Origin of the sequence: Vibrio sp. S11_S32, assembly GCF_014694465.1 — a bacterium.
Taxonomy (GTDB): Bacteria; Pseudomonadota; Gammaproteobacteria; order Enterobacterales; family Vibrionaceae; genus Vibrio; species Vibrio algicola.
This window is the reverse complement of the sequence record NZ_JAAUWS010000011.1, coordinates 1-23,987: the sequence shown is the minus strand read 5'-3', so window position 1 is coordinate 23,987 and position 23,987 is coordinate 1. Positions and strand designations below refer to the sequence as shown.

Annotated in this window: 21 protein-coding genes and 2 pseudogenes; 17 read left to right on the top strand and 6 right to left on the bottom strand. The window is 42.8% G+C overall.

Going from position 1 to position 23,987, the window contains the following annotated elements:
* The first annotated feature begins 10 nt into the window (after nucleotides 1-10).
* The 13 genes and pseudogenes from HC723_RS08120 to glmU all read left to right on the top strand — a co-directional run bounded on the left by HC723_RS08120 (nucleotide 11) and on the right by glmU (nucleotide 10,912).
* Nucleotides 11-787, top strand: a complete 777-nt coding sequence (locus HC723_RS08120) for an AAA family ATPase (RefSeq protein WP_190338723.1) — start codon at nucleotides 11-13, stop codon at nucleotides 785-787.
* 72 nt (nucleotides 788-859) lie between these two features.
* On the top strand, nucleotides 860-1,744 hold the full coding sequence (locus tag HC723_RS08115) for a ParB/RepB/Spo0J family partition protein (RefSeq protein ID WP_190338722.1): 885 nt from the start codon (nucleotides 860-862) through the stop codon (nucleotides 1,742-1,744).
* Nucleotides 1,745-1,835: 91 nt separating this feature from the next.
* A pseudogene (locus HC723_RS08110) lies at nucleotides 1,836-2,129 on the top strand (transposase); the annotation flags it as partial.
* Between the two features lie 227 nt (nucleotides 2,130-2,356).
* On the top strand, nucleotides 2,357-2,716 hold the full coding sequence (locus HC723_RS08105; RefSeq protein WP_153448077.1) for an ATP synthase subunit I: 360 nt from the start codon (nucleotides 2,357-2,359) through the stop codon (nucleotides 2,714-2,716).
* Nucleotides 2,716-3,525: a F0F1 ATP synthase subunit A gene (atpB, locus tag HC723_RS08100; protein WP_153448076.1), complete on the top strand. Its 810-nt coding sequence runs from the start codon at nucleotides 2,716-2,718 to the stop codon at nucleotides 3,523-3,525. The genes HC723_RS08105 and atpB overlap by 1 nt, the downstream gene beginning before the upstream one ends.
* Before the next feature lie 44 nt (nucleotides 3,526-3,569).
* Nucleotides 3,570-3,812, top strand: a complete 243-nt coding sequence (gene atpE / locus HC723_RS08095) for a F0F1 ATP synthase subunit C (RefSeq protein WP_153448075.1) — start codon at nucleotides 3,570-3,572, stop codon at nucleotides 3,810-3,812.
* A gap of 58 nt (nucleotides 3,813-3,870) precedes the next feature.
* On the top strand, nucleotides 3,871-4,341 hold the full coding sequence (atpF, locus tag HC723_RS08090) for a F0F1 ATP synthase subunit B (protein ID WP_178306476.1): 471 nt from the start codon (nucleotides 3,871-3,873) through the stop codon (nucleotides 4,339-4,341).
* Between the two features lie 15 nt (nucleotides 4,342-4,356).
* Nucleotides 4,357-4,887, top strand: a complete 531-nt coding sequence (gene atpH, locus HC723_RS08085) for a F0F1 ATP synthase subunit delta (RefSeq protein ID WP_153448074.1) — start codon at nucleotides 4,357-4,359, stop codon at nucleotides 4,885-4,887.
* A 13-nt stretch (nucleotides 4,888-4,900) separates the two neighbouring features.
* Nucleotides 4,901-6,442, top strand: a complete 1,542-nt coding sequence (atpA, locus tag HC723_RS08080; protein ID WP_153448073.1) for a F0F1 ATP synthase subunit alpha — start codon at nucleotides 4,901-4,903, stop codon at nucleotides 6,440-6,442.
* A 115-nt stretch (nucleotides 6,443-6,557) separates the two neighbouring features.
* Nucleotides 6,558-7,424, top strand: coding sequence for a F0F1 ATP synthase subunit gamma (gene atpG, locus HC723_RS08075; protein WP_190338721.1), 867 nt, complete (start codon nucleotides 6,558-6,560; stop codon nucleotides 7,422-7,424).
* Nucleotides 7,425-7,494: 70 nt separating this feature from the next.
* Entirely contained in the window at nucleotides 7,495-8,898 is a 1,404-nt protein-coding gene (atpD, locus tag HC723_RS08070; protein WP_190338720.1) for a F0F1 ATP synthase subunit beta, read from the top strand.
* 59 nt (nucleotides 8,899-8,957) lie between these two features.
* Nucleotides 8,958-9,377 (top strand): F0F1 ATP synthase subunit epsilon, encoded by a 420-nt coding sequence (locus HC723_RS08065; protein WP_153448070.1) that lies wholly within the window; start codon nucleotides 8,958-8,960, stop codon nucleotides 9,375-9,377.
* A gap of 176 nt (nucleotides 9,378-9,553) precedes the next feature.
* Entirely contained in the window at nucleotides 9,554-10,912 is a 1,359-nt protein-coding gene (gene glmU, locus HC723_RS08060) for a bifunctional UDP-N-acetylglucosamine diphosphorylase/glucosamine-1-phosphate N-acetyltransferase GlmU (protein WP_190338719.1), read from the top strand.
* Nucleotides 10,913-11,022: 110 nt separating this feature from the next.
* Here glmU and punC read toward each other — a convergent pair whose 3' ends face one another.
* Nucleotides 11,023-12,213 (bottom strand): purine nucleoside transporter PunC, encoded by a 1,191-nt coding sequence (gene punC / locus HC723_RS08055; protein ID WP_190338718.1) that lies wholly within the window; start codon nucleotides 12,211-12,213, stop codon nucleotides 11,023-11,025.
* 149 nt (nucleotides 12,214-12,362) lie between these two features.
* Between punC and punR the strand changes: the two genes are divergently transcribed.
* On the top strand, nucleotides 12,363-13,262 hold the full coding sequence (gene punR / locus HC723_RS08050) for a DNA-binding transcriptional activator PunR (protein WP_190338717.1): 900 nt from the start codon (nucleotides 12,363-12,365) through the stop codon (nucleotides 13,260-13,262).
* A 248-nt stretch (nucleotides 13,263-13,510) separates the two neighbouring features.
* The gene (locus HC723_RS08045; protein ID WP_190338716.1) at nucleotides 13,511-14,365 is read left to right on the top strand and encodes a lipid-binding SYLF domain-containing protein; all 855 of its coding nucleotides are present in this window, start codon (nucleotides 13,511-13,513) and stop codon (nucleotides 14,363-14,365) included.
* A gap of 91 nt (nucleotides 14,366-14,456) precedes the next feature.
* Here the strand turns inward: HC723_RS08045 and ilvA are convergent, their stop codons facing one another.
* The 5 genes from ilvA to ilvG form a co-directional block, all read right to left on the bottom strand.
* Nucleotides 14,457-16,013, bottom strand: coding sequence for a threonine ammonia-lyase, biosynthetic (gene ilvA / locus HC723_RS08040; RefSeq protein ID WP_153448065.1), 1,557 nt, complete (start codon nucleotides 16,011-16,013; stop codon nucleotides 14,457-14,459).
* A gap of 5 nt (nucleotides 16,014-16,018) precedes the next feature.
* Entirely contained in the window at nucleotides 16,019-17,860 is a 1,842-nt protein-coding gene (ilvD, locus tag HC723_RS08035; protein ID WP_190338715.1) for a dihydroxy-acid dehydratase, read from the bottom strand.
* A gap of 194 nt (nucleotides 17,861-18,054) precedes the next feature.
* A complete protein-coding gene (locus HC723_RS08030; RefSeq protein ID WP_153448063.1) occupies nucleotides 18,055-18,993 on the bottom strand; it encodes a branched-chain amino acid transaminase in 939 nt (312 codons plus the stop codon).
* Nucleotides 18,994-19,026: 33 nt separating this feature from the next.
* Entirely contained in the window at nucleotides 19,027-19,281 is a 255-nt protein-coding gene (gene ilvM / locus HC723_RS08025; RefSeq protein ID WP_153448062.1) for an acetolactate synthase 2 small subunit, read from the bottom strand.
* Nucleotides 19,281-20,927 carry an acetolactate synthase 2 catalytic subunit gene (gene ilvG, locus HC723_RS08020; RefSeq protein ID WP_190338714.1) on the bottom strand — a complete coding sequence of 549 codons (1,647 nt, stop codon included), beginning with the start codon at nucleotides 20,925-20,927 and terminating at the stop codon, nucleotides 19,281-19,283. Before ilvG ends, ilvM begins: the two co-directional genes overlap by 1 nt.
* A gap of 527 nt (nucleotides 20,928-21,454) precedes the next feature.
* On the opposite strand from ilvG, the pseudogene HC723_RS08015 reads away from it, so the two are divergent.
* Nucleotides 21,455-22,303, top strand: a pseudogene (locus HC723_RS08015) (YifB family Mg chelatase-like AAA ATPase); the annotation flags it as partial.
* A gap of 105 nt (nucleotides 22,304-22,408) precedes the next feature.
* Nucleotides 22,409-23,875, top strand: a complete 1,467-nt coding sequence (locus HC723_RS08010; RefSeq protein ID WP_190338712.1) for a hypothetical protein — start codon at nucleotides 22,409-22,411, stop codon at nucleotides 23,873-23,875.
* The last annotated feature ends 112 nt before the right edge of the window (nucleotides 23,876-23,987 follow it).

Here is a 23,987-nt window from a genome sequence, read left to right as displayed (position 1 = left end):
CGAGGTAATCGTGGCTAAAATCATTTCAATTGCAAACCAAAAAGGTGGCGTGGGTAAAACCACCACTTGCGTTAACCTTGCAGCATCAATGGCAGCGACCAAAAGAAAGGTGCTGGTGATTGATCTTGATCCACAAGGCAATGCGACTATGGCCAGTGGCGTTGATAAATATGATCTTGATTATACCGCTTACGACTTATTAGTTGATGAACTGCCTTTTGACGAGGTGGTATGTAAAGACACCACCGCTGGTTATGATTTAATTGCCGCTAACGGTGATGTTACCGCAGCTGAAATTAAATTGATGGAAGTGTTTGCTCGCGAATTACGTTTAAAAAATACTTTAACCAACGTAAAAGATCACTACGATTACATTTTCATTGATTGCCCTCCTTCTCTTAATCTACTGACGATCAATGCGATGGCTGCCTCACAGTCAGTATTAGTGCCGATGCAATGTGAATACTTTGCTTTAGAAGGATTAACTGCCTTGATGGACACTATCAGTAAATTGGCTGCGGTAGTGAATCATGACCTTAAAATTGAAGGGATTCTACGCACCATGTTTGATCCAAGAAATCGCTTAGCTAACGATGTGTCAGATCAGCTTAAAAAACACTTTGGCGATAAAATGTACCGCACGGTTATTCCGCGTAATGTTCGTTTAGCGGAAGCCCCAAGTCACGGAAAACCCGCCATGTATTACGATAAGTATTCTGCTGGCTCAAAAGCCTATTTAGCGTTAGCGGGCGAAATGCTGCGTCGAGAAGAACAGCTTGTCTCTTAATTTAGACCTATTGATTATCAAAAATAGGTGATATAAATATCAATATAAATCATTAATAGGGAAACCATTCCGATGTCTAAACGTGGGTTAGGTAAAGGTCTAGACGCACTACTTTCTACCAGTTCATTAGCGCGTGAGAAACAACAAAAAGTCGACCATAGCCAAGCCTTATCCTCTGAAGGTCAGCTAGCAAAAATCGCCATTTCACAACTCTCCTCTGGTAAGTATCAACCTCGAAAAGATATTCAGCCTGAAGCATTAGAAGAGCTTTCTTGCTCGATTCGTTCCCAAGGTATTATTCAACCCATTGTGGTTCGTCAGATTTCAGAAGAAAAATTTGAAATTATTGCCGGTGAACGTCGTTGGCGCGCGGCAAAATTAGCCGGATTAACTCAAGTTCCTTGCGTGATTAAGAATGTTCAAGACCGTGCTGCTATTGCAATGGCATTGATTGAAAATATTCAACGTGAAAATTTAAACGTTATCGAAGAGGCACAAGCACTTGAGCGTTTACAACAAGAGTTTGAATTAACCCATCAACAAGTGGCCGATGTTATTGGTAAATCGCGTACTGCGGTCACCAATTTAATTCGTCTCAATACGCTTGATGACGAAGTGAAACATTGCGTTGTATCAAGAAAACTAGAGATGGGACACGCTAGAGCCCTGTTATCACTAGAGTTATGTGATCAAAGTAATGTTGCAAAAATTGTAGTTGCCAAGAAATTAACCGTTCGACAAACTGAAGCTCTGGTAAAAAAACATTTGGAACCAAAAACAGCGAAAACGCCAAGTGATGATCTTTATGCTCAGCAATTTGCCGAACAGTTATCAGCGCAATTTGGTCATAAAGTTGAAATTAGCCGCAACGCTAAAGGAAAGGGCAAGCTAACTATCAGTTTCGATGATATGGAACAGGTTGTTAAAATACTTAACACAAAAAGCGAAATAAATTAACCATGTTATAGGGCTTTGTTGCGTAATTCGATGGAACTAAATGTGAAACTGACGATCAGATCGTTTACTCCCCACTAAACCATCGATATTCATGCCAAAACCTCGTTATAAGACCAAAAACTGGAAGTTATATAATCAATCACTGATTAAACGTGGTTCACTGACTTTCTGGATTGATGAAGAAGCTATCCAAGAATGGAAAGTCAGGAAACATGGAACTGATGGGAAGCGCCGGATCTGGCGTAAGTTACATATAGGTGTTGATGTCGTTATTCATGAAATTATTGCGGCAGAACTCACTTTCTCGAATGTCAGTGACGGAGACGTTCTACCTAATTTACTAAAGCAAACACGTCGAAAGATCTTAAAAGTATCAGGGCTAGGTATGCCTAAAACTTACCGAATTGATTGAAATAATACGATTCTAGTGTTGTCACCTCTAAATTTGAATTACGCAACAAAGCCATGTTATAGTGATATCGCTGATCATTTAACAGAATGTAAAAATAATCATTTTCCATCTTGCTATTGACTGTAATCATAGTTGAGTAGGGTGTAATATGTTCTGCGCATACAGTTGAGCCAAATTAAATGTAATTGGGTGTTAATAGAATGTTTTTTTTAGTTTTAACTCAGTTTATTGTAGTTGGCGCGTTCAGCTTAATCAGCTTGTATGTACAGGGAGAAATGGCGAGTCAATCTGCCATCTTTGGGGGGCTAGTGTGTAGCGTGCCATATATTGTGACGTGCTTATATTTGAATAAGCCCGGAGCAGATACGGCAGCGAAGGTCATGGCGAAAGCTTATGTTAGTGTAATTTATAAATTTGTAATTTCTGGCGCGTTATTTGTATTTTTCTTTAAATATACTGATGTGCACTTAATTACTTTTTTTGTGGGTTATATATTGGCCTTTGTAGTGCAATGCATTATGTCATTGGTGTTATCAAACGTAATTAGACAGGATATCTAATGGCTGGTTCAGGTGAATTAACTCCTCAGGAGTACATCTCACACCACCTTGTTAACTTAAGTGCTAACAGTGACGGTGTTGTCCATGTGGGTGATACTGCAACATTCTGGACGTTTAATATTGATTCATTAGTCATTTCAGTGCTATTAGGCGCTTTGATGATGTGGATCTTTTACAGCGTGGGTAAAAAAGCCACAAGTGGCGTTCCAGGAAAACTACAGTGCTTTGTTGAAATGGTGGTTGAGTTTGTTGATGCCTCAGTAAAAGATATTTTCCATGGAAAGAACGCATTAGTTGCTCCATTAGCTTTAACCGTCTTCGGATGGGTATTTCTAATGAACCTAATGGATCTTATTCCAATTGATTTCATTCCATACGTAGGTGAGCACATAATAGGGCTTCCGTATTTGCGTGTCGTACCAACTGCTGACGTAAACATTACGATGTCTATGGCGTTAGGGGTATTTATCTTGATTCTGTATTACAGCATTAAGATTAAAGGTATTACCGGATTTGCAAAAGAACTAGGCTTACAACCTTTCAATCATTGGGCTTTTATTCCAGTAAACCTGATTCTTGAAGGGGTAACGTTATTGTCTAAACCAGTTTCATTGGGACTGCGTTTGTTCGGTAACATGTATGCGGGTGAGTTGATTTTCATTTTGATTGCTGGGCTTCTGCCTTGGTGGTCACAATGGGTTCTCTCCGTGCCATGGGGGATCTTCCATATTTTGATTATCACCCTACAGGCATTTATCTTTATGATTTTGACGATAGTGTATCTATCGCAAGCATCAGAAGAACATTAATACAATTATTTACATAACATTCAGATTAAACTTGGAGTTATAACATGGAAAATGCATTAAACACGGACCTGCTCTTTATTGCAGCAGCTATCATGATGGGCCTTGCTGCAATCGGCGCGGCAATTGGTATCGGTATGCTAGGTGGTAAATACCTAGAAGGTGCAGCTCGTCAACCGGATCTTATCCCTCTACTTCGTACACAATTCTTCATCGTGATGGGTCTTGTGGATGCGATTCCTATGATCGCGGTTGGTCTAGGTCTGTATGTCATGTTTGCGGTCGCCTAGTAAAATTTAATTTTTACTTAGGTATTTGTTTTTAAATTGCAAACAAAGGAGAGATGCGGTGAATATGAACGCAACTCTGATCGGTCAAGCAATAGCGTTTGCCCTCTTTGTGTGGTTCTGCATGAAATATGTATGGCCGCCACTGATGGCTGCAATCGAAAACCGTCAGAAAAATATTGCTGATGGTTTAGCCGCCGCTGACCGCGCAGCTAAAGACTTAGGTCTAGCACAAGCTAATGCTTCGGACAAATTGAAAGAAGCAAAAAAAGCCGCTGCTGAGATCATCGATCAAGCGAACAAGCGTAAGAGTCAAATTTTAGAAGAAAGCCAAACTGAAGCCAAAGTTGAGCGTCAGAAGATCTTAGATCAAGGCCGAGCTGAAATTGAAACCGAACGCAACCGTGCGCGCGATGAACTTCGTAAGCAAGTAGCTGTATTAGCTATGGCTGGCGCTGAGAAAATCCTGGAACGTTCTATCGATCAGAACGCACACCAAGATATTCTTGATAATATTACTGCAAAACTGTAACTAGAGGGGCCGCACATGTCTGATTTGACTACAATCGCACGCCCCTATGCTAAAGCAGCTTTTGAATTTTCGGTTGAGAAAGGCACATTAGACCAATGGTCTGAAATGTTGACTTTTGCTGCTGAAGTTGCAAATAACGAAAGCATGGTCGACTTATTAAATAAGGCGATTGCGGCTGAGAAGATAGCTGATATCTTCGTTTCTATTTGTGACCAGTTTGATGAGCATGGTAAAAACTTTATTAAAGTTCTTGCTCATAATGGCCGTTTAAAGGCCCTGCCAGATATTTGTGAAGAGTTCTTTATCTTAAGAAAAGAACATGACCATATTGTTGATGTTGAGGTTACGGCCGCAATTGAATTAACACCAAGTCAACTCGCAGAAATCAGCAGCAAACTTGAGCAGCGCCTTGAGCGTAAAGTTAAGCTGAATTGCAGTGTAGATGCGACTCTACTTAGTGGAGTTATTATTCGAGCCGGAGACTTAATCATCGATGATTCAACTCGCGGTCGTTTAAACCGTATGAATGATGCATTAACGTCTTAATGGGGATTGGAGCATGCAACTTAATTCCACAGAAATTAGTGAACTGATCAAGCAACGTATTGAGTCATTCAGTGTTGTAAGTGAAGCTCGCAATGAAGGTACAATTGTATCTGTAAGTGATGGTATTATCCGCATCCACGGCCTAGCGGACGTGATGCAGGGTGAAATGATTGAACTACCGGGTGGTCTTTACGCACTCGCACTTAACCTTGAGCGTGACTCGGTTGGGGCAGTGGTAATGGGCCCGTATGCTAACCTACAGGAAGGCATGAAAGTTACGGGTACTGGTCGTATCCTTGAAGTACCTGTTGGTCCTGAATTACTTGGTCGTGTGGTAAACACACTAGGTGAGCCTATTGATGGTAAAGGCCCAATTGATGCAAAACTCACTTCTCCAGTAGAAATGATTGCACCAGGTGTTATCGACCGTAAATCAGTAGACCAACCAGTACAAACTGGTTATAAGTCTGTTGATGCAATGATTCCAATCGGTCGTGGTCAACGTGAACTTATCATCGGTGACCGCCAAACTGGTAAGACGGCAATGGCTATCGATGCCATTATCAACCAGCGTGATTCTGGAATTTTCTCTATCTACGTAGCGATTGGCCAAAAAGCCTCTACTATTGCTAACGTAGTACGCAAGCTTGAAGAGCACGGCGCACTATCAAACACTATCGTGGTTGTGGCATCGGCTTCTGAGTCTGCGGCATTGCAATACCTAGCTCCATATTCAGGTTGTGCAATGGGTGAATACTTCCGTGACCGCGGTGAAGATGCTCTGATTGTTTATGATGACCTATCTAAGCAAGCGGTAGCATACCGTCAAATTTCACTACTTCTAAAACGTCCACCAGGCCGTGAAGCCTTCCCAGGTGATGTTTTCTATCTTCACTCCCGTCTTCTAGAACGTGCATCTCGTGTAAGCGAAGCGTATGTTGAGAAGTTCACAAATGGTGAAGTGAAAGGCAAGACCGGTTCTTTAACTGCTCTACCTATCATTGAAACACAAGCCGGTGACGTATCTGCATTCGTACCGACCAACGTAATATCAATTACCGATGGTCAGATCTTCCTACAAACTGAGCTATTTAATGCCGGTGTTCGCCCAGCGGTTGACCCAGGTATTTCGGTATCTCGTGTAGGTGGTTCTGCGCAAACTAAGATCATTAAGAAACTGTCTGGTGGTATTCGTACCGCACTTGCACAGTATCGTGAACTTGCAGCATTTGCTCAGTTCTCATCTGATCTTGATGCAGCAACTAAGAAACAGCTAGACCACGGTCAAAAAGTAACTGAGCTAATGAAGCAAAAGCAATACGCTCCATTCTCAGTATTTGATCAAGCTTTGGTAATTTTTGCAGCTGAGCGCGGCTATCTTGGTGATATCGCACTTAATAAGCTAGCGGATTTTGAAGCAGCACTACTGTCGTACGCTCATGGTCAATATGCTGATTTCGCTGCTGAAATCAACAAAACGGGTGCTTACAACGACGAAATCGAAGCAACGCTTAAAAAGCTTGTTGATGATTTTATCGCAACCCAGACCTGGTAATTCGTAGGTGATGTATTCATGTTTTTTAAATGTAAATCATGAAATAACATCACCATATAACGAATATCCATTAACGGGATTGCTTTTAGTCAGTCCTTATTAACGGAGTGTAACGATGGCCGGCGCAAAAGAAATTCGTACCAAAATTGGTAGTGTTCAAAGCACACAAAAAATTACGAAAGCAATGCAAATGGTAGCAGCCTCTAAGATGCGTCGTAGTCAAGACGCAATGGAAGCTTCTCGTCCATATGCACAAACAATGCGTAAAGTGATCGGTCATGTAGCAAACGCAAACTTAGAGTATAAGCATCCTTATCTCGAAGAGCGTGAAGCTAAAAAAGTTGGTTACATCATTATTTCAACCGATCGTGGTTTATGTGCAGGCTTAAACATTAACTTGTTTAAAAAAGCACTGAATGACATGAAAGATTGGTCTGATAAAAGCGTGGGTGTTGAAGTGGCCGTTATCGGCTCTAAAGCAACCGCTTTTTTCAAAGGCACGGGCGCAAAACTATCGGCGCAAATTTCAGGATTAGGGGACAACCCAAACCTTGAAGCTTTGATTGGTAGTATTGGCGTTATGCTAGAGAAATATGATCAAGGTGAATTAGATCGCCTGTACGTGGTATACAACAGTTTTGTTAATACCATGGTACAAGAGCCAACGATCGATCAATTGCTACCTTTGCCTAAATCGGATAGCGATGACATGAAACGCACACATTCTTGGGATTATATTTATGAACCCGAGCCAAAACCACTGCTCGATGCCTTGCTAAAACGTTATGTTGAATCGCAAGTGTATCAAGGCGTGGTGGAAAACCTTGCTTGTGAGCAAGCGGCAAGAATGGTGGCGATGCAAGCTGCAACAGATAACGCAAGCAACTTGATTGACGATTTACAACTTGTGTACAACAAAGCCCGTCAAACGGCGATCACACAAGAATTGTCTGAAATCGTATCAGGTGCAGCAGCGGTTTAGTCTTGTTATTAGTTAGAGCATGGTTATTAAATTAGTGCTTAGGTAATTAAATAGTTTAGAGGATTTAACGATGGCTACAGGTAAGATCGTACAGATCATCGGTGCAGTAGTCGACGTAGAGTTCCCACAGGACAGTGTACCTCGTGTATACGATGCCCTGAATGTTTCTGAATCTAAAGAACGTCTTGTTCTTGAAGTTCAGCAACAACTTGGCGGTGGCGTGGTTCGCGCAATCGTAATGGGTAGCTCTGATGGTTTACGTCGTGGTTTGGAAGTATCTAATACAGGTGCTCCAATCTCAGTACCAGTAGGAACAAAAACACTTGGTCGCATCATGAACGTTTTAGGTGATGCTATCGATGAATGTGGTGATATTGACGCGGAAGAGCTTTACGCTATCCACCGTCCTGCACCAAGTTACGAAGAGCAATCAAACGTAACGGAACTTCTAGAAACCGGTGTTAAAGTAATCGACTTAATTTGTCCATTCGCTAAGGGTGGTAAAATCGGTCTATTCGGTGGTGCTGGTGTAGGTAAGACCGTTAACATGATGGAACTTATCAACAACATCGCATTACAACACTCAGGTTTATCTGTGTTTGCTGGTGTTGGTGAGCGTACTCGTGAAGGTAACGATTTCTACTTTGAAATGCAGGAAGCCGGTGTTGTAAACATCGAAGAGCCTGAAAAATCTAAAGTAGCAATGGTTTACGGCCAAATGAATGAGCCACCTGGAAACCGTTTACGCGTAGCACTGACTGGCCTAACCATGGCGGAAAGATTCCGTGATGAAGGTCGTGATGTTCTATTGTTCATCGATAACATCTACCGTTATACCCTTGCGGGAACAGAAGTATCGGCTCTATTGGGTCGTATGCCATCTGCGGTAGGTTATCAGCCAACTCTAGCGGAAGAAATGGGTGTTCTTCAGGAACGTATTACTTCGACTAAACAAGGTTCTATTACCTCTGTTCAGGCGGTATACGTACCAGCGGATGATTTAACCGATCCATCTCCTGCTACAACGTTTGCTCACTTGGATGCAACGGTAGTACTTAACCGTAATATCGCTGCTATGGGTCTATACCCTGCGATTGACCCATTAGATTCTTCATCTCGTATGTTGGATCCACTGGTTGTTGGTCAAGAGCACTATGGTATTGCACAAGGTGTACAAACCACACTGCAACGCTATAAAGAGTTAAAAGACATCATCGCGATCTTAGGTATGGATGAATTATCTGAAGAAGATAAGCAACTTGTATCTCGTGCTCGTAAGATTGAACGTTTCCTAACTCAGCCTTACCACGTAGCAGAAGTCTTTACTGGCGACCCTGGCGTGTACGTTTCTCTTCAAGAGACACTGCGCGGCTTTAAAGGTCTAATCGCTGGTGATTACGATGACATTCCTGAGCAAGCGTTCATGTACTGCGGTACGATCGACGATGCTGTTGAGAATGCTAAGAAGCTGTAAGCTTAAATCTATGTCCGGTTTCGGCTGGGCATAAGCGATAAAGCGAATTAGGAGGCAACATGGCTATGACCTTTCATCTCGATATCGTCAGTGCAGAAAAGAAATTATTTTCAGGTACTGTTGAATCGTTCATGGTGACCGGTGGTGAAGGTGAATTGGGTATTTACCCAGGACATACTCCACTATTATCTGCTATTAAGCCTGGTATGGTGCGTTTAGTTAAGCAACACGGCCACGAAGAAATTATTTATGTTTCTGGTGGTATGCTGGAAGTTCAGCCTGGTACAGCGACTGTACTGGCCGATACCGCAATCCGTGGTGAAGACCTAGATGCAGCGAAGGCAGAAGAAGCCAAACGTAAAGCTGAAGAGCATATTCAAAATCAGCACAACGATATTGACTTCGCCCAAGCCGCTGGCGAGCTAGCCAAAGCAATGGCTCAATTACGAGTGATTGAATTGACGAGAAAACGCCGCTAATACCTTTAGCAGTCAAAAGATAAGCGACCTTAATTGGTCGCTTTTTTTTTAACGTAACTAAGATCACAGTTTAGATAATTATTATTTGATAAGGGATGATTAATTCTCGGCTTTTTTCCTTGTTTGGATCGCTTTAAGGTAAAATTGCCGCAATTCTATTGATAGGACACTCTGTTATGAAATTCAGTGCTGTAATTCTTGCTGCCGGTAAAGGCACTCGTATGTATTCAAATAAGCCAAAAGTTCTGCACACTTTGGCTGGCCGTTCGATGGCAAAACACGTTATTGATACTTGCTCTTCGGTTGGCGCGCAAAATATTCATTTGGTTTATGGCCATGGTGGCGATCAAATGAAGCAAGAATTAGCCCAAGAGCCGGTTAATTGGGTTATCCAAGCCGAACAGTTGGGTACCGGTCATGCGGTGAATCAAGCCTCGTCAGATTTTGCCGATGATGAAAAGGTATTAGTGCTTTATGGTGATGTACCTCTGATCTCAACTGAAACGGTAGAAAACTTATTAGAAGCTCAACCTACCGGTGGTATCGCGTTATTAACCGTGATCCTAGATAACCCGGCAGGTTATGGACGCATTATTCGTAAGAATGGTCCTGTGGTGGCGATTGTTGAACAAAAAGATGCCACCGAAGAACAAAAGCTGATCAAAGAAATTAATACTGGCGTAATGGTGGCCACTGGTGGCGATCTTAAACGTTGGTTAGCGGCGCTTAAAAATGAAAATGCGCAAGGTGAGTATTACCTAACGGATATTATTGCCGCTGCACATGAAGAAGGCCGCGCGGTCGAAGCGGTTCATCCGGTTAATCCCATCGAAGTTGAAGGGGTCAATGATCGCTCTCAACTGGCTCGTTTAGAGCGTGCTTACCAATCGATGCAAGCGCAAACATTATTAGAGCAAGGTGTGATGCTGCGCGATCCAAGCCGTTTTGATTTACGTGGTGAACTGCAATGCGGTATGGACGTTGAAATTGATGCCAATGTTATCATCGAAGGCAATGTTTCAATTGGTGATAACGTGGTGATTGGCGCAGGTTGTGTGCTAAAAGACTGTGAAATCGACGACAACAGCGTGATCAGCCCTTATACCGTGATCGATGGTGCGACGGTTGGTGAAGAGTGTACGGTTGGGCCATTTGCGCGTCTGCGTCCAGGAACTGAGCTGAAAAATAAAGCCCATGTAGGCAACTTTGTTGAGATTAAAAACTCATCATTAGGTCTGGATTCAAAAGCGGGCCACTTAAGCTATTTAGGCGATTCTGCCATTGGCGATCGTGTGAATGTTGGCGCGGGTGTGATCACTTGCAACTATGATGGCGCCAACAAGTTTAAAACTGTTATTGGTGATGATGTGTTTGTCGGATCCGATTCACAACTGATTGCTCCGGTGACAATTGCAAATGGCGTAACCATTGGCGCGGGCACGACAGTAACTAAAAACGTGGCTGAAAATGAATTAGTGATCACTCGCGCGAAAGAGCGCGTGATTGCCGGTTGGAAACGTCCAGTTAAGAAATAATAGGCTTACACCATAGATAATAAAAAACCGCTCATTGAAATGGTCAATAAGCGGTTTTTTTATGTCGAAAATATATCAATTCTAAAAAAAGGGGGGGGGGACTTTAGAGTTTAATTATCTTCGAGTAACTCTGAAGTGACAGCTTGTTTTGAGGTTGACAAGAAGTAACCACCTAATAAACCAGCCATACATAAGACTGCAACAATACCCGTGGTTGGAAGCGCTTGACTGGCATACGCTGCCACTAAAGCACTGGCTAAACCGCTGATACAAATCTGTAAGCTATTTTGTAAACCAGCGGCAGTCGCAGGGCTGTTTTTGCAGCTTGATAATGCACGGTTCACCACTATTGGGTACAACGCGCCATTAGCCACTGCAATAAAGCAGAATGGAATCAATACTGGCCAAATAGTGCTAATCGCCATGTGAGAAGCAATAAACATCACAATTGATGACACGCTAAATAATGCCAATAAAACTTTTAATACCTTAGCATCGCCTAATTTAGCGACATAACGTTTACCAAAGTAACCACCAGCCATAAATGCAATTGTCTGTGGGATAAAGCTTAAACCAATATCTTTAGCGTCATAACCTAGCTTAGTCATAATTTCTGGCATGCCAGTAAGGTAGGCAAAGAAACAGGCAGAAGCCATTGCGAATATTAAAACATTACCGAGATAAACGCGTGAAGAAAATAGCGCTTTGATATCTTGGGTGATTGAGGTGGTCTTTGGTTCTTCTTCTGCTTGATCTTTTGCTTGAGTTAGCGTGACAACGGTTAAAGCCGCGCCCACGACAGTTAGGAAGATAAAGATACTCGACCAACCAAAGTGACTCATCAAAAATACACCAAGTTGTGGTGCAATCGCTGGTGATAATGCTACTAGCGGCATTATAGTGGCAAAAATTTGCTGACTAGCCGAGCTTGAATAACGCTTAATCACCATGGCTTGCCAAATGACGGCTGGCGCACAAACACCAATCGCTTGGATAAAGCGTAGACCTAATAACTGCCATACTTCTTGGCTAAAGCCTAAACCTAAAGAAGCCAATGAGAATAAAACTAAACCTGCCGCGAGCGTATTACGAGGGCCAAATTTATCAGCTGCTAAGCCCCATAATAATTGACCTGATGCCATACCGGCTAAGAAGATAGATAAAGAAAGCGCGATCGATTCAGGACCGGTCGAAAAATGATCTTCTAATACTTTAAAGGCAGGCAAGTACATGTCGGTAGCAACAAAGCCCAACATAGAAAGTGCTGCAAGGTAAAAGAGTTGTGTTTTTGCAATATTCATAAACAAGCCACTTAAAATAGTCTGTGGTTGATGGCAAGTAAGCGCATCCATACCGATACTAAGCAGTATAAAACTTCTTTGTGACAAAATTAAACGTTATAATTTGGAGTTATCGTTCAAAATTTTTGATGGGTAGTAGGTGAGGATATATGTACTCAAAACAATCGTTACAAATGCTCGATACTATCGCGCGTTTAGGCAGTTTTACTGCCGCTGCTGAGCAATTGCATAAAGTACCATCAGCGATCAGTTATGCGGTTCGTCAGGTTGAAAATGAATTAGGCGTGAAAATATTTAACCGATTAGCGCGTAAAGTCGAATTAACCGAAGCGGGGCAGCATTTTATCAATGAGGCTCGTCAGTTGCTGCGTCATATGGAAGAAGTTAAAGCGCAAACCAAACGAGTGGAAAATGGTTATAATAAAACGGTTAAATTAACCTTAGATAACATTGTTAAGCTTGAGCAGTTAAAACCATTGATTGAAGACTTTTATCGCACTTTCGATTTTGCTGAGTTGCAGATCAATATGGAGGTATTTAATGGTTCGTGGGAAGCCATTTCAGAAGGTCGAGCTGATATTGTGATAGGTGCTACTTCTGCGATTCCTGTTAGTGGGGATTACGGAGTCAAACCGATGGGTAGTATCGATTGGGCTTATGTGATGGCCAGTGATCACCCATTAGCAGCCAAAACAGAGTTGACGGCTGACGACTTAATCAATGTGCCAGCCATCTGTTTGGATGATACCTCTACCTTGCTGCCTAAGCGGCATACATGGCATTCAATACAACAGCGACGCTTATTATTACCTAATTGGTTTAGTGCGATAGAATGCCTTAAAAATAAGGTTGGAATGGGTTATATGCCACGCCACATGGCCAAACACTTTATTGAGCAAGGCGAGTTGATTGAAGCGAAAATAAGTGGCGATAAACCATTAAGTGCCTGTTGTTTAGTGTGGCGTAAAGATGATGGTAACAAGTTGGTGGAGTGGTTAATTGATTATCTCGGTGATAGCCAACAGTTATATCAGCAGTGGTTAGAGTGAACTTAATTCGCATTTTGCTATCTATATCCAAGTTAGTTACAGATGTTCACGTAAAGGCTCATTTTATGGGCTGAATATTTTCTGTATTCGATATTACTTGATGATGACATTTCAATGGTCAGTTATATAGAGAATCGAGCAGTAACATGTTTATTTAGTCATCAATTTTAATCAAATTTGATAAGGATTAATATCCAATGGGTAACTTGTCCTATGATATTAGCCATAATCGTTTTTAAGGAAGAATAATGAAGCCATTAAAACAACTGATGTTAGCGCTAATGATGGGGATAACATTATGGTCAGTAACTGCCTCTGCAGATTCTTATACCGATAGTCTGATCAACTTTAAACGTTCACCACAAACTGAAAAGTTATTTAGCAGTGCCTACGGTTTTGCGGTTTTCCCAACCATAGGTAAAGCGGCATTCTTTATTGGTGGTGCTTATGGTACTGGGCAAGTGTATCGCGGTGTTTACCCTGAGCTTGAATTATTGGGTGAGTCGACCATGAGCCAGCTTTCTATTGGTTATTCATTTGGTGGTGAAGGTTATAGTGAAATTATCTTCTTTAAAAATAAACATGCTTTAGATAATTTTACTCAAGGTGAATTTGCATTTGGTGCCCAAGCCTCAGCCGTGGCATTAAATATTGGTGCCAATGCTCAAGTGGGCACTACCGGTAACTCAGCCACTGCAGGTCAATCGGGTACCGAACAAAGCACTGCGGCCAGTTATGTTAATGATATGGCAATATTTACTGCAACTAAAGGTGGTTTGATTATTGATGCATCCGTAGCGGGTCAAAAATTCAGTTTTACACCCAAGCAACAAAGCTCAGAGGCAACAGAAAAAGCACAGGCTGCTGATGTGAATAATGATGATGACCAAGTCGCCACTGAGCCTTCTAAAGCCAATGACGAGGCTCCATCGGATGCGGATAGCTCATCGGTAGACAGCGTAAGCCAAGACAATAATAACGCAGCGCAGCAACAAGAAGTGGTCGATGCGCCATCGACTGAAGCTATTCAAGAAACCGATGTTACTCCGCCTCAAGCCAATAAACCTGCTGAGTCTGAGAAGGCCACCGATACGCTCAAATAATCTCATTGTTTTATTAACAGTTATGGCACAAAAAAGAAAACCCACAACTCGTTGTGGGTTTTTGGTTATTATAGATTAAAAAATCAACCCATTAAGATAAAAAGAACTTGTACGCTGGGCTGTCGCTTTCATCTTTATACTGATAACCCAACTCTTGTAAGTGGGCAGAGAAGCGTTCTAAATCTGAATCATCCAATTCAAAGCCACATAACACTCGCCCATAATCGGCTCCATGGTTACGATAATTGAATAAACTGATGTTCCAATGCGTGCCTAGCGTACTTAAAAAGTTTAATAGCGCACCTGGCGACTCTGGAAACTCAAAGCTGTATAAACGCTCTTGTAATGGCTGTAAGGGTTTACCACCAATCATATAGCGCACATGCAGTTTAGCCATTTCATCATCGGATAAATCGGCCACCGGATAACCGCCGTTGCGTAAGTCTTCGACAATATTATCCAGCTCTTGCTGGCCTTCTTGTAAACGCACCCCAACAAAAATATTGGCTTGTTTATTATCGTTATAACGGTAATTAAACTCAGTTACCGCACGACCACCAATTAAATGACAGAATTCTAAAAAGGCACCCTGACGCTCAGGAATGGTGACCGCTAATAAACCTTCGCGTTTTTCACCCAGTTCACAGCGTTCAGACACATAACGCAAACCGTGGAAATTGGTGTTCGCGCCCGACAATACCGCGCCCAGTTGTTTATCTTTAAGTTGATGTTGCTCGGCGTGTTTTTTTAAACCGGCTAAGGCTAATGCGCCAGAAGGCTCAGCAATGGCGCGGGTATCTTCAAAAATATCTTTAACCGCAGCGCAGATCTCATCACTGGAAACCGTAATATGACCATCTAAGTTTTGTTGGCATAAGCGGAAGGTTTCATTACCGATAATCTTAACCGCGACACCATCGGCAAACATACTCACCCGATCCAGCGGGACAGGTTTACCAGCATCGAGCGCGGCTTTTAAACAAGCCGAATCTTCAGGCTCGACGGCGATCACTTTGATTTCTGGCATCAATTGCTTAATCAGTACTGCTACCCCAGCCGCTAAACCACCACCGCCCACAGGAACAAAGATATAATCTAAGTGACCGTTTTGTTGCAGCATCTCCATACCAATGGTGCCTTGTCCGGCAATCACTAATGGATGATCAAAGGGTGGTACATAGGTATAACCATGCTCGGCGGCTAAGCGCTCGGCTTCCCCTTTGGCTTCATCAAAGTTATTACCAAACAACACCACTTCACCGCCATAACCGCGTACCGCGATCACCTTGATATCTGGTGTGGTTTTGGGCATCACTATAATGGCGCGAATGGATAAATGTTTACCCGATAATGCAATCCCTTGAGCATGGTTGCCCGCGGACGCTGTGATCACGCCCGCTTGTTTTTGGCTGTCGGTTAAACTGGCGACCATGTTGTAAGCACCGCGTAATTTAAACGAATGCACCGGTTGTCGGTCTTCGCGCTTTAACTGGATATGATTACCCGTTCGCTCCGATAAACGGGTTAAGTTTTGCAGTGGCGTAACTTGCGCGACTTCATAAATCGGCGCGCGCAAGATATGACGCAGGTATTCTGCGCCAGTGTGAGGTAATGAGTGTTGTGATAATTGACTGGCATCATCCGACATAAGGGCTACCCCTCTAGCTTAGATTTATCACGCACAGCACCTTTATCGGCGCTGGTGGCTAGCATCGCATACGCTTTTAGTGCGTAAGAAACCACACGTTCACGATTAGCCGGTTTCCAACCAAGTTGGTCTTGTTTGGCGCGACGCTGTGCCAATTCTTGCTCACTGACTTCAAGTTCAATGGTGCGGTTTGGAATATCAATAGTAATGATGTCACCTTGATTGACTAAACCAATCGTGCCGCCATCGGCCGCTTCTGGTGATGCATGGCCAATTGATAAACCCGAAGTGCCACCGGAGAAACGACCATCGGTTAATAGCGCGCATTCTTTACCTAAACCCATCGATTTAAGATAAGTAGTAGGGTAGAGCATTTCTTGCATGCCTGGGCCACCTTTAGGGCCTTCATAACGAATAACCACTACGTCGCCGGCTTTTACTTTACCGCCTAAAATGCCTTCAACCGCGGTTTCTTGGCTTTCAAAAACCATCGCCGGACCTTGGAAGGTTAAGCTGTTTTCATCGACCCCTGCGGTTTTCACAATACAGCCATTTAAAGCGATGTTACCGCTTAATACCGCGAGACCTCCATCTTGGCTAAAGGCATGTTGCTTGGTGCGTATACAACCGTTTTCACGATCGTCATCTAAGCTATCCCAGCGACAATCTTGCGAGAAGGCTTTGGTGGTACGAATACCAGCAGGACCGGCGCGGAAGAATTTTTTCACGTCTTCTGATTCGGTTTGCATGATGTCGTAATGAGCCAGTTGCTGCTCCATGGTCATGCCTAGTACGGTATTGGTTTGGTTATCGATCAACCCTGCGCGGTTTAGCTCACCTAAAATCGCCATTACGCCACCAGCACGGTGCACATCTTCCATATGATATTTTGGGGTGGAAGGGGCTACTTTACAGATATTAGGAATTTGACGAGAGATACGATCAATATCTTCCATGGTGAAGTCAATTTCCCCTTCTTGCGCGGCAGCGACTAAATGCAGAACGGTATTGGTTGAGCCACCCATTGCCACATCTAACGCCATCGCATTTTCAAACGCAGAGCGTGATGCGATATTACGCGGCAGAGCCGATTCGTCGTCTTCTAAGTAGTAGCGTTTGGCGAGATCAACAATGCGCTGACCTGCGGTTAAAAAGAGTTGCTCACGATCGGCGTGTGTGGCCAGCATTGAACCATTACCCGGCTGACTTAAACCAAGCGCTTCGGTTAAACAGTTCATAGAGTTGGCGGTAAACATGCCCGAGCACGAACCACAAGTAGGGCAAGCCGAACGTTCAACTTGCTCACTTTGTTCATCTGACACGGTTGGATCCGCGCCTTGGATCATGGCATCAACCAGATCGAGCTTGATCAGTTGATCAGAAAGCTTGGTTTTGCCCGCTTCCATTGGTCCGCCAGAAACAAAGATCACAGGAATATTTAAACGCAGTGACGCCATCAACATTCCGGGGGTGATTTTGTCGCAGTTGGAAATACATACCATGGCATCGGCGCAGTGAGCATTAACCATATACTCAACTGAATCGGCGATCAACTCACGCGAAGGCAATGAATACAGCATGCCGCCGTGACCCATGGCAATACCATCATCAACTGCGATGGTGTTGAATTCTTTGGCTATACCGCCCGATTTTTCGATTTCTGCGGCCACTAATTGGCCCATGTCTTTAAGGTGAACATGACCGGGTACAAATTGAGTAAATGAGTTCACTACTGCAATAATAGGCTTGCCGAAGTCTTCTTCTTTTACTCCGGTAGCGCGCCATAAAGCACGAGCACCGGCCATATTACGACCATGAGTGGTAGTGGCGGAGCGATAGATTGGCATAATAATTAAATCCTTTTAATTATCCCCTGCGTACTTGAAGTGACCGCTTTGTTGACAGTGTTTATTCGGCTCTATCTTTAAAAAAAGAGGACATAGACCCGCTATGCTCATGAGCTTTCTTTCACTTGTCGCCTCACTGAAACGCCAATTACTTTGGGGATATAACAATAATTTTAAGAGTATTTTAAATCGGCTTACTTACCTTGTGGGTAGACTGGATCGAGCCAGCCCCACTTATCTTCGGTTGAGCCATTAAACAAACCAAAGAAAGTGGATTGAATATGCTCGGTGATTGGGCCGCGTTTGCCTTCGCCGACGGTAATTTGATCGACGCTACGCACCGGTACGATTTCAGCTGCGGTACCTGTCATAAATACTTCATCAGCAAGGTATAGCGCTTCACGAGCAATATCGGCTTCTATGATTTCATAACCTAAGTCTTTGGCTAGCGTTACAATCGAGTCACGGGTAATGCCGGGTAAAATTGAGCTGGTGGCCGGTGGTGTTACAATTTTTCCACCTTTAACCACAAAGATATTTTCGCCCGCGCCTTCAGAGATATACCCATTAACACTTAATGCGATACCTTCATCGTAGCCGTGACGACGAGCTTCCCCGCCAACTAGCAATGAAGATAGGTAGTTACCACCTGCTTTTGCTGCGGTTGGGATGGTATTTGGCGCGGCGCGGTTCCAGCTAGAAATCATCGCATCGACGCCATTAGCTAAAGCTTCTTCACCTAAATATGAGCCCCAAGGGAAAGCGGCAATGATCAGTTCCATTTCAGAATCAACCGGAGGGCAAACCCCAAGTCCGACATTGCCAATAAAACCTAATGGACGAATGTAAGCAGAATCGAGTTTATTGGCGCGTAATGTTTCGCGGCACGCTTCCATGATTTCATCGACCGTGTATGGGATAGGGAAACGATAAATTTTAGCCGAATCTTTTAGGCGTTCCATGTGCTCACGGTGGCGAAAGACAATCGGGCCATTTGGGGTATCGTAACAACGAACCCCTTCAAAAACTGAGGTGCCGTAGTGCATAGAGTGGGTTAATACATGGACGTTTGCTTGCGCCCAAGGAACCATTTCACCATTAAACCAAATAAAATCTGCTGTGCTAGTCGCCATTCTTTTTCTTCCTTTATAAAGATATTGATCCATCTACTCAGAGAGATGAGTCTGCAATAATTCTGTTTCAACCGTGAGAATATCCCATAGCTTTTCGATCTGATTAATCAAAATACTGATTGGACGGTTGCTGTCGACAATGATTTCAACGTTAGCTACATTACTTTCATGATTCACTGTGGCGATCACTTGTCTGATAATAAAACCACGATGTCGGATAACACGCAATACTCGTTCTAATAAAACCGGCTGATCATCGGCTCGGATGTTTAATTGATATCTGTCCATTATGAGTTCTCCAACATATCTTGGTTTGCCGCGCCCGGTGGCACTAATGGCCAAACATTTTGTTCTTCTGAAATTAAAACATGCAGTAAATAAGAGGTCTTGCTGGCTAACATTTCTTTGAGAGCGGGCTCAACTTCTTCTTTACGAGTGATGGTTTTACCAGGAATATCAAACGCTTTTGCCAGCATGATAAAGTCAGGGTTATCATCCAAAATCGTTTCACTGTGGCGGCCATCAAAGAACAGTGATTGCCACTGGCGCACCATACCTAAACGTTGGTTATTGAGTAGTACCATTTTTACTGGTATTTGACGGCGTTTTAATGTGCCAAGCTCTTGAATATTCATCATAATAGAACCGTCACCGGTGATCAGGATCGATTCATCTTGTGGGCGAGCCACTTTAGCGCCCATTGCCGCGGGTAAGCCAAATCCCATAGTGCCTAAACCGGCGGAAGTAATGTAGTTTTGCGGCGCGCGCGGTTGAATATGTTGCGCTGCCCACATTTGATGTTGCCCGACATCGGTTGAGACAATCGAGTTATCTGGCATCATATCACTGAGCTGTTTAAGTAGCTTTGGTGCATAGATAAGATCGCCTGGGTGGTCATAACGCCATTTGAATTTGCTGCGTAAGCGATCGCAATGTGCCACCCATTCAGAAATATCATTACTCAGTTCTAATTGCGGCAGTAGCAAGTTGAGATCGCCGCGCAACGAGGCGTGAGATAAGCGCAGTTTATTAAACTCGGCCGCGTCAATATCAAGGTGGATCACTTTGGCATGTGGCGCAAAAGTATCTAATTTACCGGTCACTCGATCATCAAAACGCGCACCGACCACGATTAATAAATCCGCTTCTTGCACCACTAAGTTCGCCGCTTTAGTGCCGTGCATACCGAGCATACCTAGATAATGTGGATAATGACGTTCAATGCTGCCTAACCCTTTTAAAGTACTGACCGCTGGCATTGGGTTGTGAGTCAAAAACTGGCGTACTGAATCGGTCGCTTTGGCCAGTTGTACACCACCACCGACATACAATACCGGTTTGTGACTATTGGCTAATACTTGTTGTGCTTGCTCAATCGCATTTTGACTGGCAACTGGGATTGCAGGAGGAGTGAATTCTGGCAAGATTTTAACTGGCGCTTCGGCCAATTGAACATCTTTAGCAATATCAACTAAAACTGGACCGGGGCGTCCTGATTTTGCCACTTCAAATGCTTCGGAGAGGGTCGGGGCAAGATCGTTAATATCCGTCACTAAGTAACTGTGTTTACAGCAAGATAATGACATGCCAATTACATCCATTTCTTGGAATGCATCGGTGCCGATATGAGTACTGGCAACTTGTCCGGTAATGGCAACAATCGGAATAGAATCCATTAATGCATCGGCCAAACCTGTGACTAAATTGGTGGCACCAGGGCCAGAGGTTGCCATACAGACTGCCACCTCTTGAGTTGAGCGTGCCATACCAATCGCGGCCATTACTGCGCCTTGCTCGTGGCGACATAGGATGTGCTCAACGCCACCATCGTATAGCGCATCATAAATTGGCATGATCGCACCACCGGGGTAGCCAAATATGGTTTTGATGCCTTCTTGTTGCAATGCGCTGACTACCAGCTCCGATCCGTTCATTTTTGTCTCTCCCTGAAATTATTCTCGATTCCATTTAGTGGTTGATTTATTTGAATACTCCGAAAAGACGCAGTCTCATGTTTGGACGCTTGAGAAAAGGCTAGTTATGACCCTTTGCACTTTTCTCTGTATTCAACTTTGATCGGTCACTTAACTTCTGAAATTATTTTTATTGTTTTCGCTTATGTCTTATTGATAAAAAAAGCCCCCGGACTTGAGTGCGGGGGCTTATTAGTGTTGGTGTTTACTTGTCGCTCACTAATCCCCGCGCGGATCGAATAATGACCACGAGAATGAGAGTGTTGAATCGAGCGACTTTGTGCATTACTTATCCATGTCAATGAGTCTGTAAATCAGTATGTAAATAAGACGTTAGTAAACTGTATTACTAGTGATATCACAGAGCCCGGTTATATTACAAGCAAAAACTCACACTTTTTTCACCATACGGCGCACTTCAAACCTTGTATACAGGACAATAGAAATAAGAATTTCGACCATCACGAGCGTAAATAAGGGTGAAATTAATGGAATTAGCAATCATACACAGTCGAGCTTGTGTTGGGGTTGAAGCCCCCGAGGTCACTGTCGAAGTCCATATTAGCAACGGTATGCCGGGCTTTTCGTTAGTAGGGTTACCAGAAACCACAGTCAAAGAATCAAAAGATCGGGTGCGCAGTGCGATCTTAAATTCGAACTTTGAGTTTCCCGCTAAACGTATCACGGTCAATTTAGCACCAGCCGATTTACCCAAAGAAGGTGGGCGCTTTGATTTACCGATCGCATTGGGTATTTTAGCCGCCTCACAGCAAATTAAGCTGAACAAGCTAGCGCAGTATGAATTTATTGGTGAGTTAGCGTTATCGGGGGGTTTGCGCCGTGTCAAAGGGGTACTTCCCGCCGCTTTAGCGTGTAAGAAAGTCGCACGCTGTTTGGTGGTGCCACATGAAAATGGCGATCAAGCTGCATTGGTGGGGCAAGGTTTACACAAGTCGGCATCAAGTTTACTCGAAGTGTGCGCCGATTTATGTGGCCAGCAAAATCTGCAACTGTTTATCTCACCGGAAAAAGAGCCAGTAAAAACCAATGAACGAGATCTACAAGATATTATTGGCCAGCAACAAGGTAAGCGCGCATTAGAGATCGCCGCCGCCGGTTCGCATAATTTACTTTTTCTCGGGCCACCCGGTACTGGAAAGACCATGCTGGCGTCTCGTTTATGTGATTTATTGCCGGAAATGGAAGATGATGAAGCATTAGAAAGTGCCTCGGTTGCCTCATTAACCGATGTCGATATTAACCATCACAATTGGAAAAATCGTCCGTTTCGATCGCCCCATCATTCCAGTTCAATGGCGGCGCTAGTGGGAGGCGGTTGTTAAAGTTACTAATAATCGTCAAAAGATACAAATAATTGTCATACCATAACTAAATAGTTGTATAATTCAACAACTATTAAATGTGTATGAATTGGTGATTCTGTGTCTTATTTTGATTCTCATCAACTTGAAAGAGAAGAGTGGCGTTGTTCGCTTTCACTATTGCGTTTCTTTGAAAGTGGTAAAGTAGGTGGTTTTTTTTACCGCGAAAGTGAGTACGTTGCTATTTGGTATTATCATAGACTTGCAACAAAACAATCTAACACACTCGTTGAAATAAAGTTTGTTCAATTAACTAATCCAACGTATATCGCAAAGAATGGTGAAGAGCGTCAGAGCTTTCTGATTGTAAAAGTTCCTATAAATTATTTACATAAAATCCCTTTTGGTAGTATTTGGGTTAATGGCGAATCTAAACAGCGCTTTAAATTACAACGCTATGAGGTCAAGATTAACGAAAAAAAACAAAATTTATTAATTAGATCCATTTCGGATGATGCGGGAAATCATCCTTTTAAATATCGGGATTATGTACATTATAACGATATACCGAAATTTGAAGTTGATAAAAATCGCCTTTTAATAGTAACTGAAAACGACATTTCATTCATAATTCATCCATTGCAGTTTTTTATGGCTCATTACGGTTATTCCTGTGAAATTAAACGCATAATTTCTGTTTATAACTGGAGTAAAGTTGAGCAAAAATTACATCTAAATGATGAACCTGAAACTGACTGTGAGTGTCCTGTAATACTACCTCGAAATTTATCGCATAAAGATGCCATATTTTTACATCATCTGAAGTACGATCGATACACAAGAAAAATTATAAAAGATGTAAATAACAAAATAATTTTAGCTAAAGAACATGATAGTTCATATATAATTCCATATTGGCACAACCAATCTATTCAGCTTTCTTTTTATGGGATTCCTTTAGGGGATAGCGTTCTTTGTGCGCAAATAACAGGAATTAGTCAGCCACAAGGAAATGCTGTTAATTTGATTCTTGCTCCTAAATCAATTAGCAAAAAAGAAGGCATTTCAAATGATAATGAACAATTTCGTATGGTTAAGTTGGAGCGAGAACGAGAAACTGAACAGCTAGATATTGCTATTAATCCGGTAAATAATCTTGTCAGCACTAATGTGATTGAAAAATTAGTGCTGATAGGTCAAGAAAGACAAATAAATAAAGCACAAGATAGTAAAACTTATCAAGGTAGTTTGAATGTAAAGTACCTGCCTTATGAAAAGCCTAGTAATTTTGGTGTGGGAGATAAATATGGTGCTTTAGGAGGCACAGGTATTGCCAATTGTTTTTATGATGTGCCCAATACTGAACTTGATGAAGGTAAGTCACGTTTAGATCTTGTTTGGGAGCACGCTATACGCTTACGCAAGGAACAGAACGCTAAAGTTTGTTGGTATACGCCTAAGTGTGGTTTTAATGAAAATGATAATTTTAAATTGATTTCCTTAAAAGAAGTTTGTGAGCAGCTAAATAAAAATTACCCTCTAACTGCTCTAGTGCTTCGTATTGATATTAACGTAAGCGCCCCATAAACCCCACATGTTCATTTATTTTTGCGAATCATAAGATCAGATCTCAAACTATTAGGAGATTTGAATATGGCACAACGACACACTAATCAAGAATGGCAATCTCTGCTCGAGC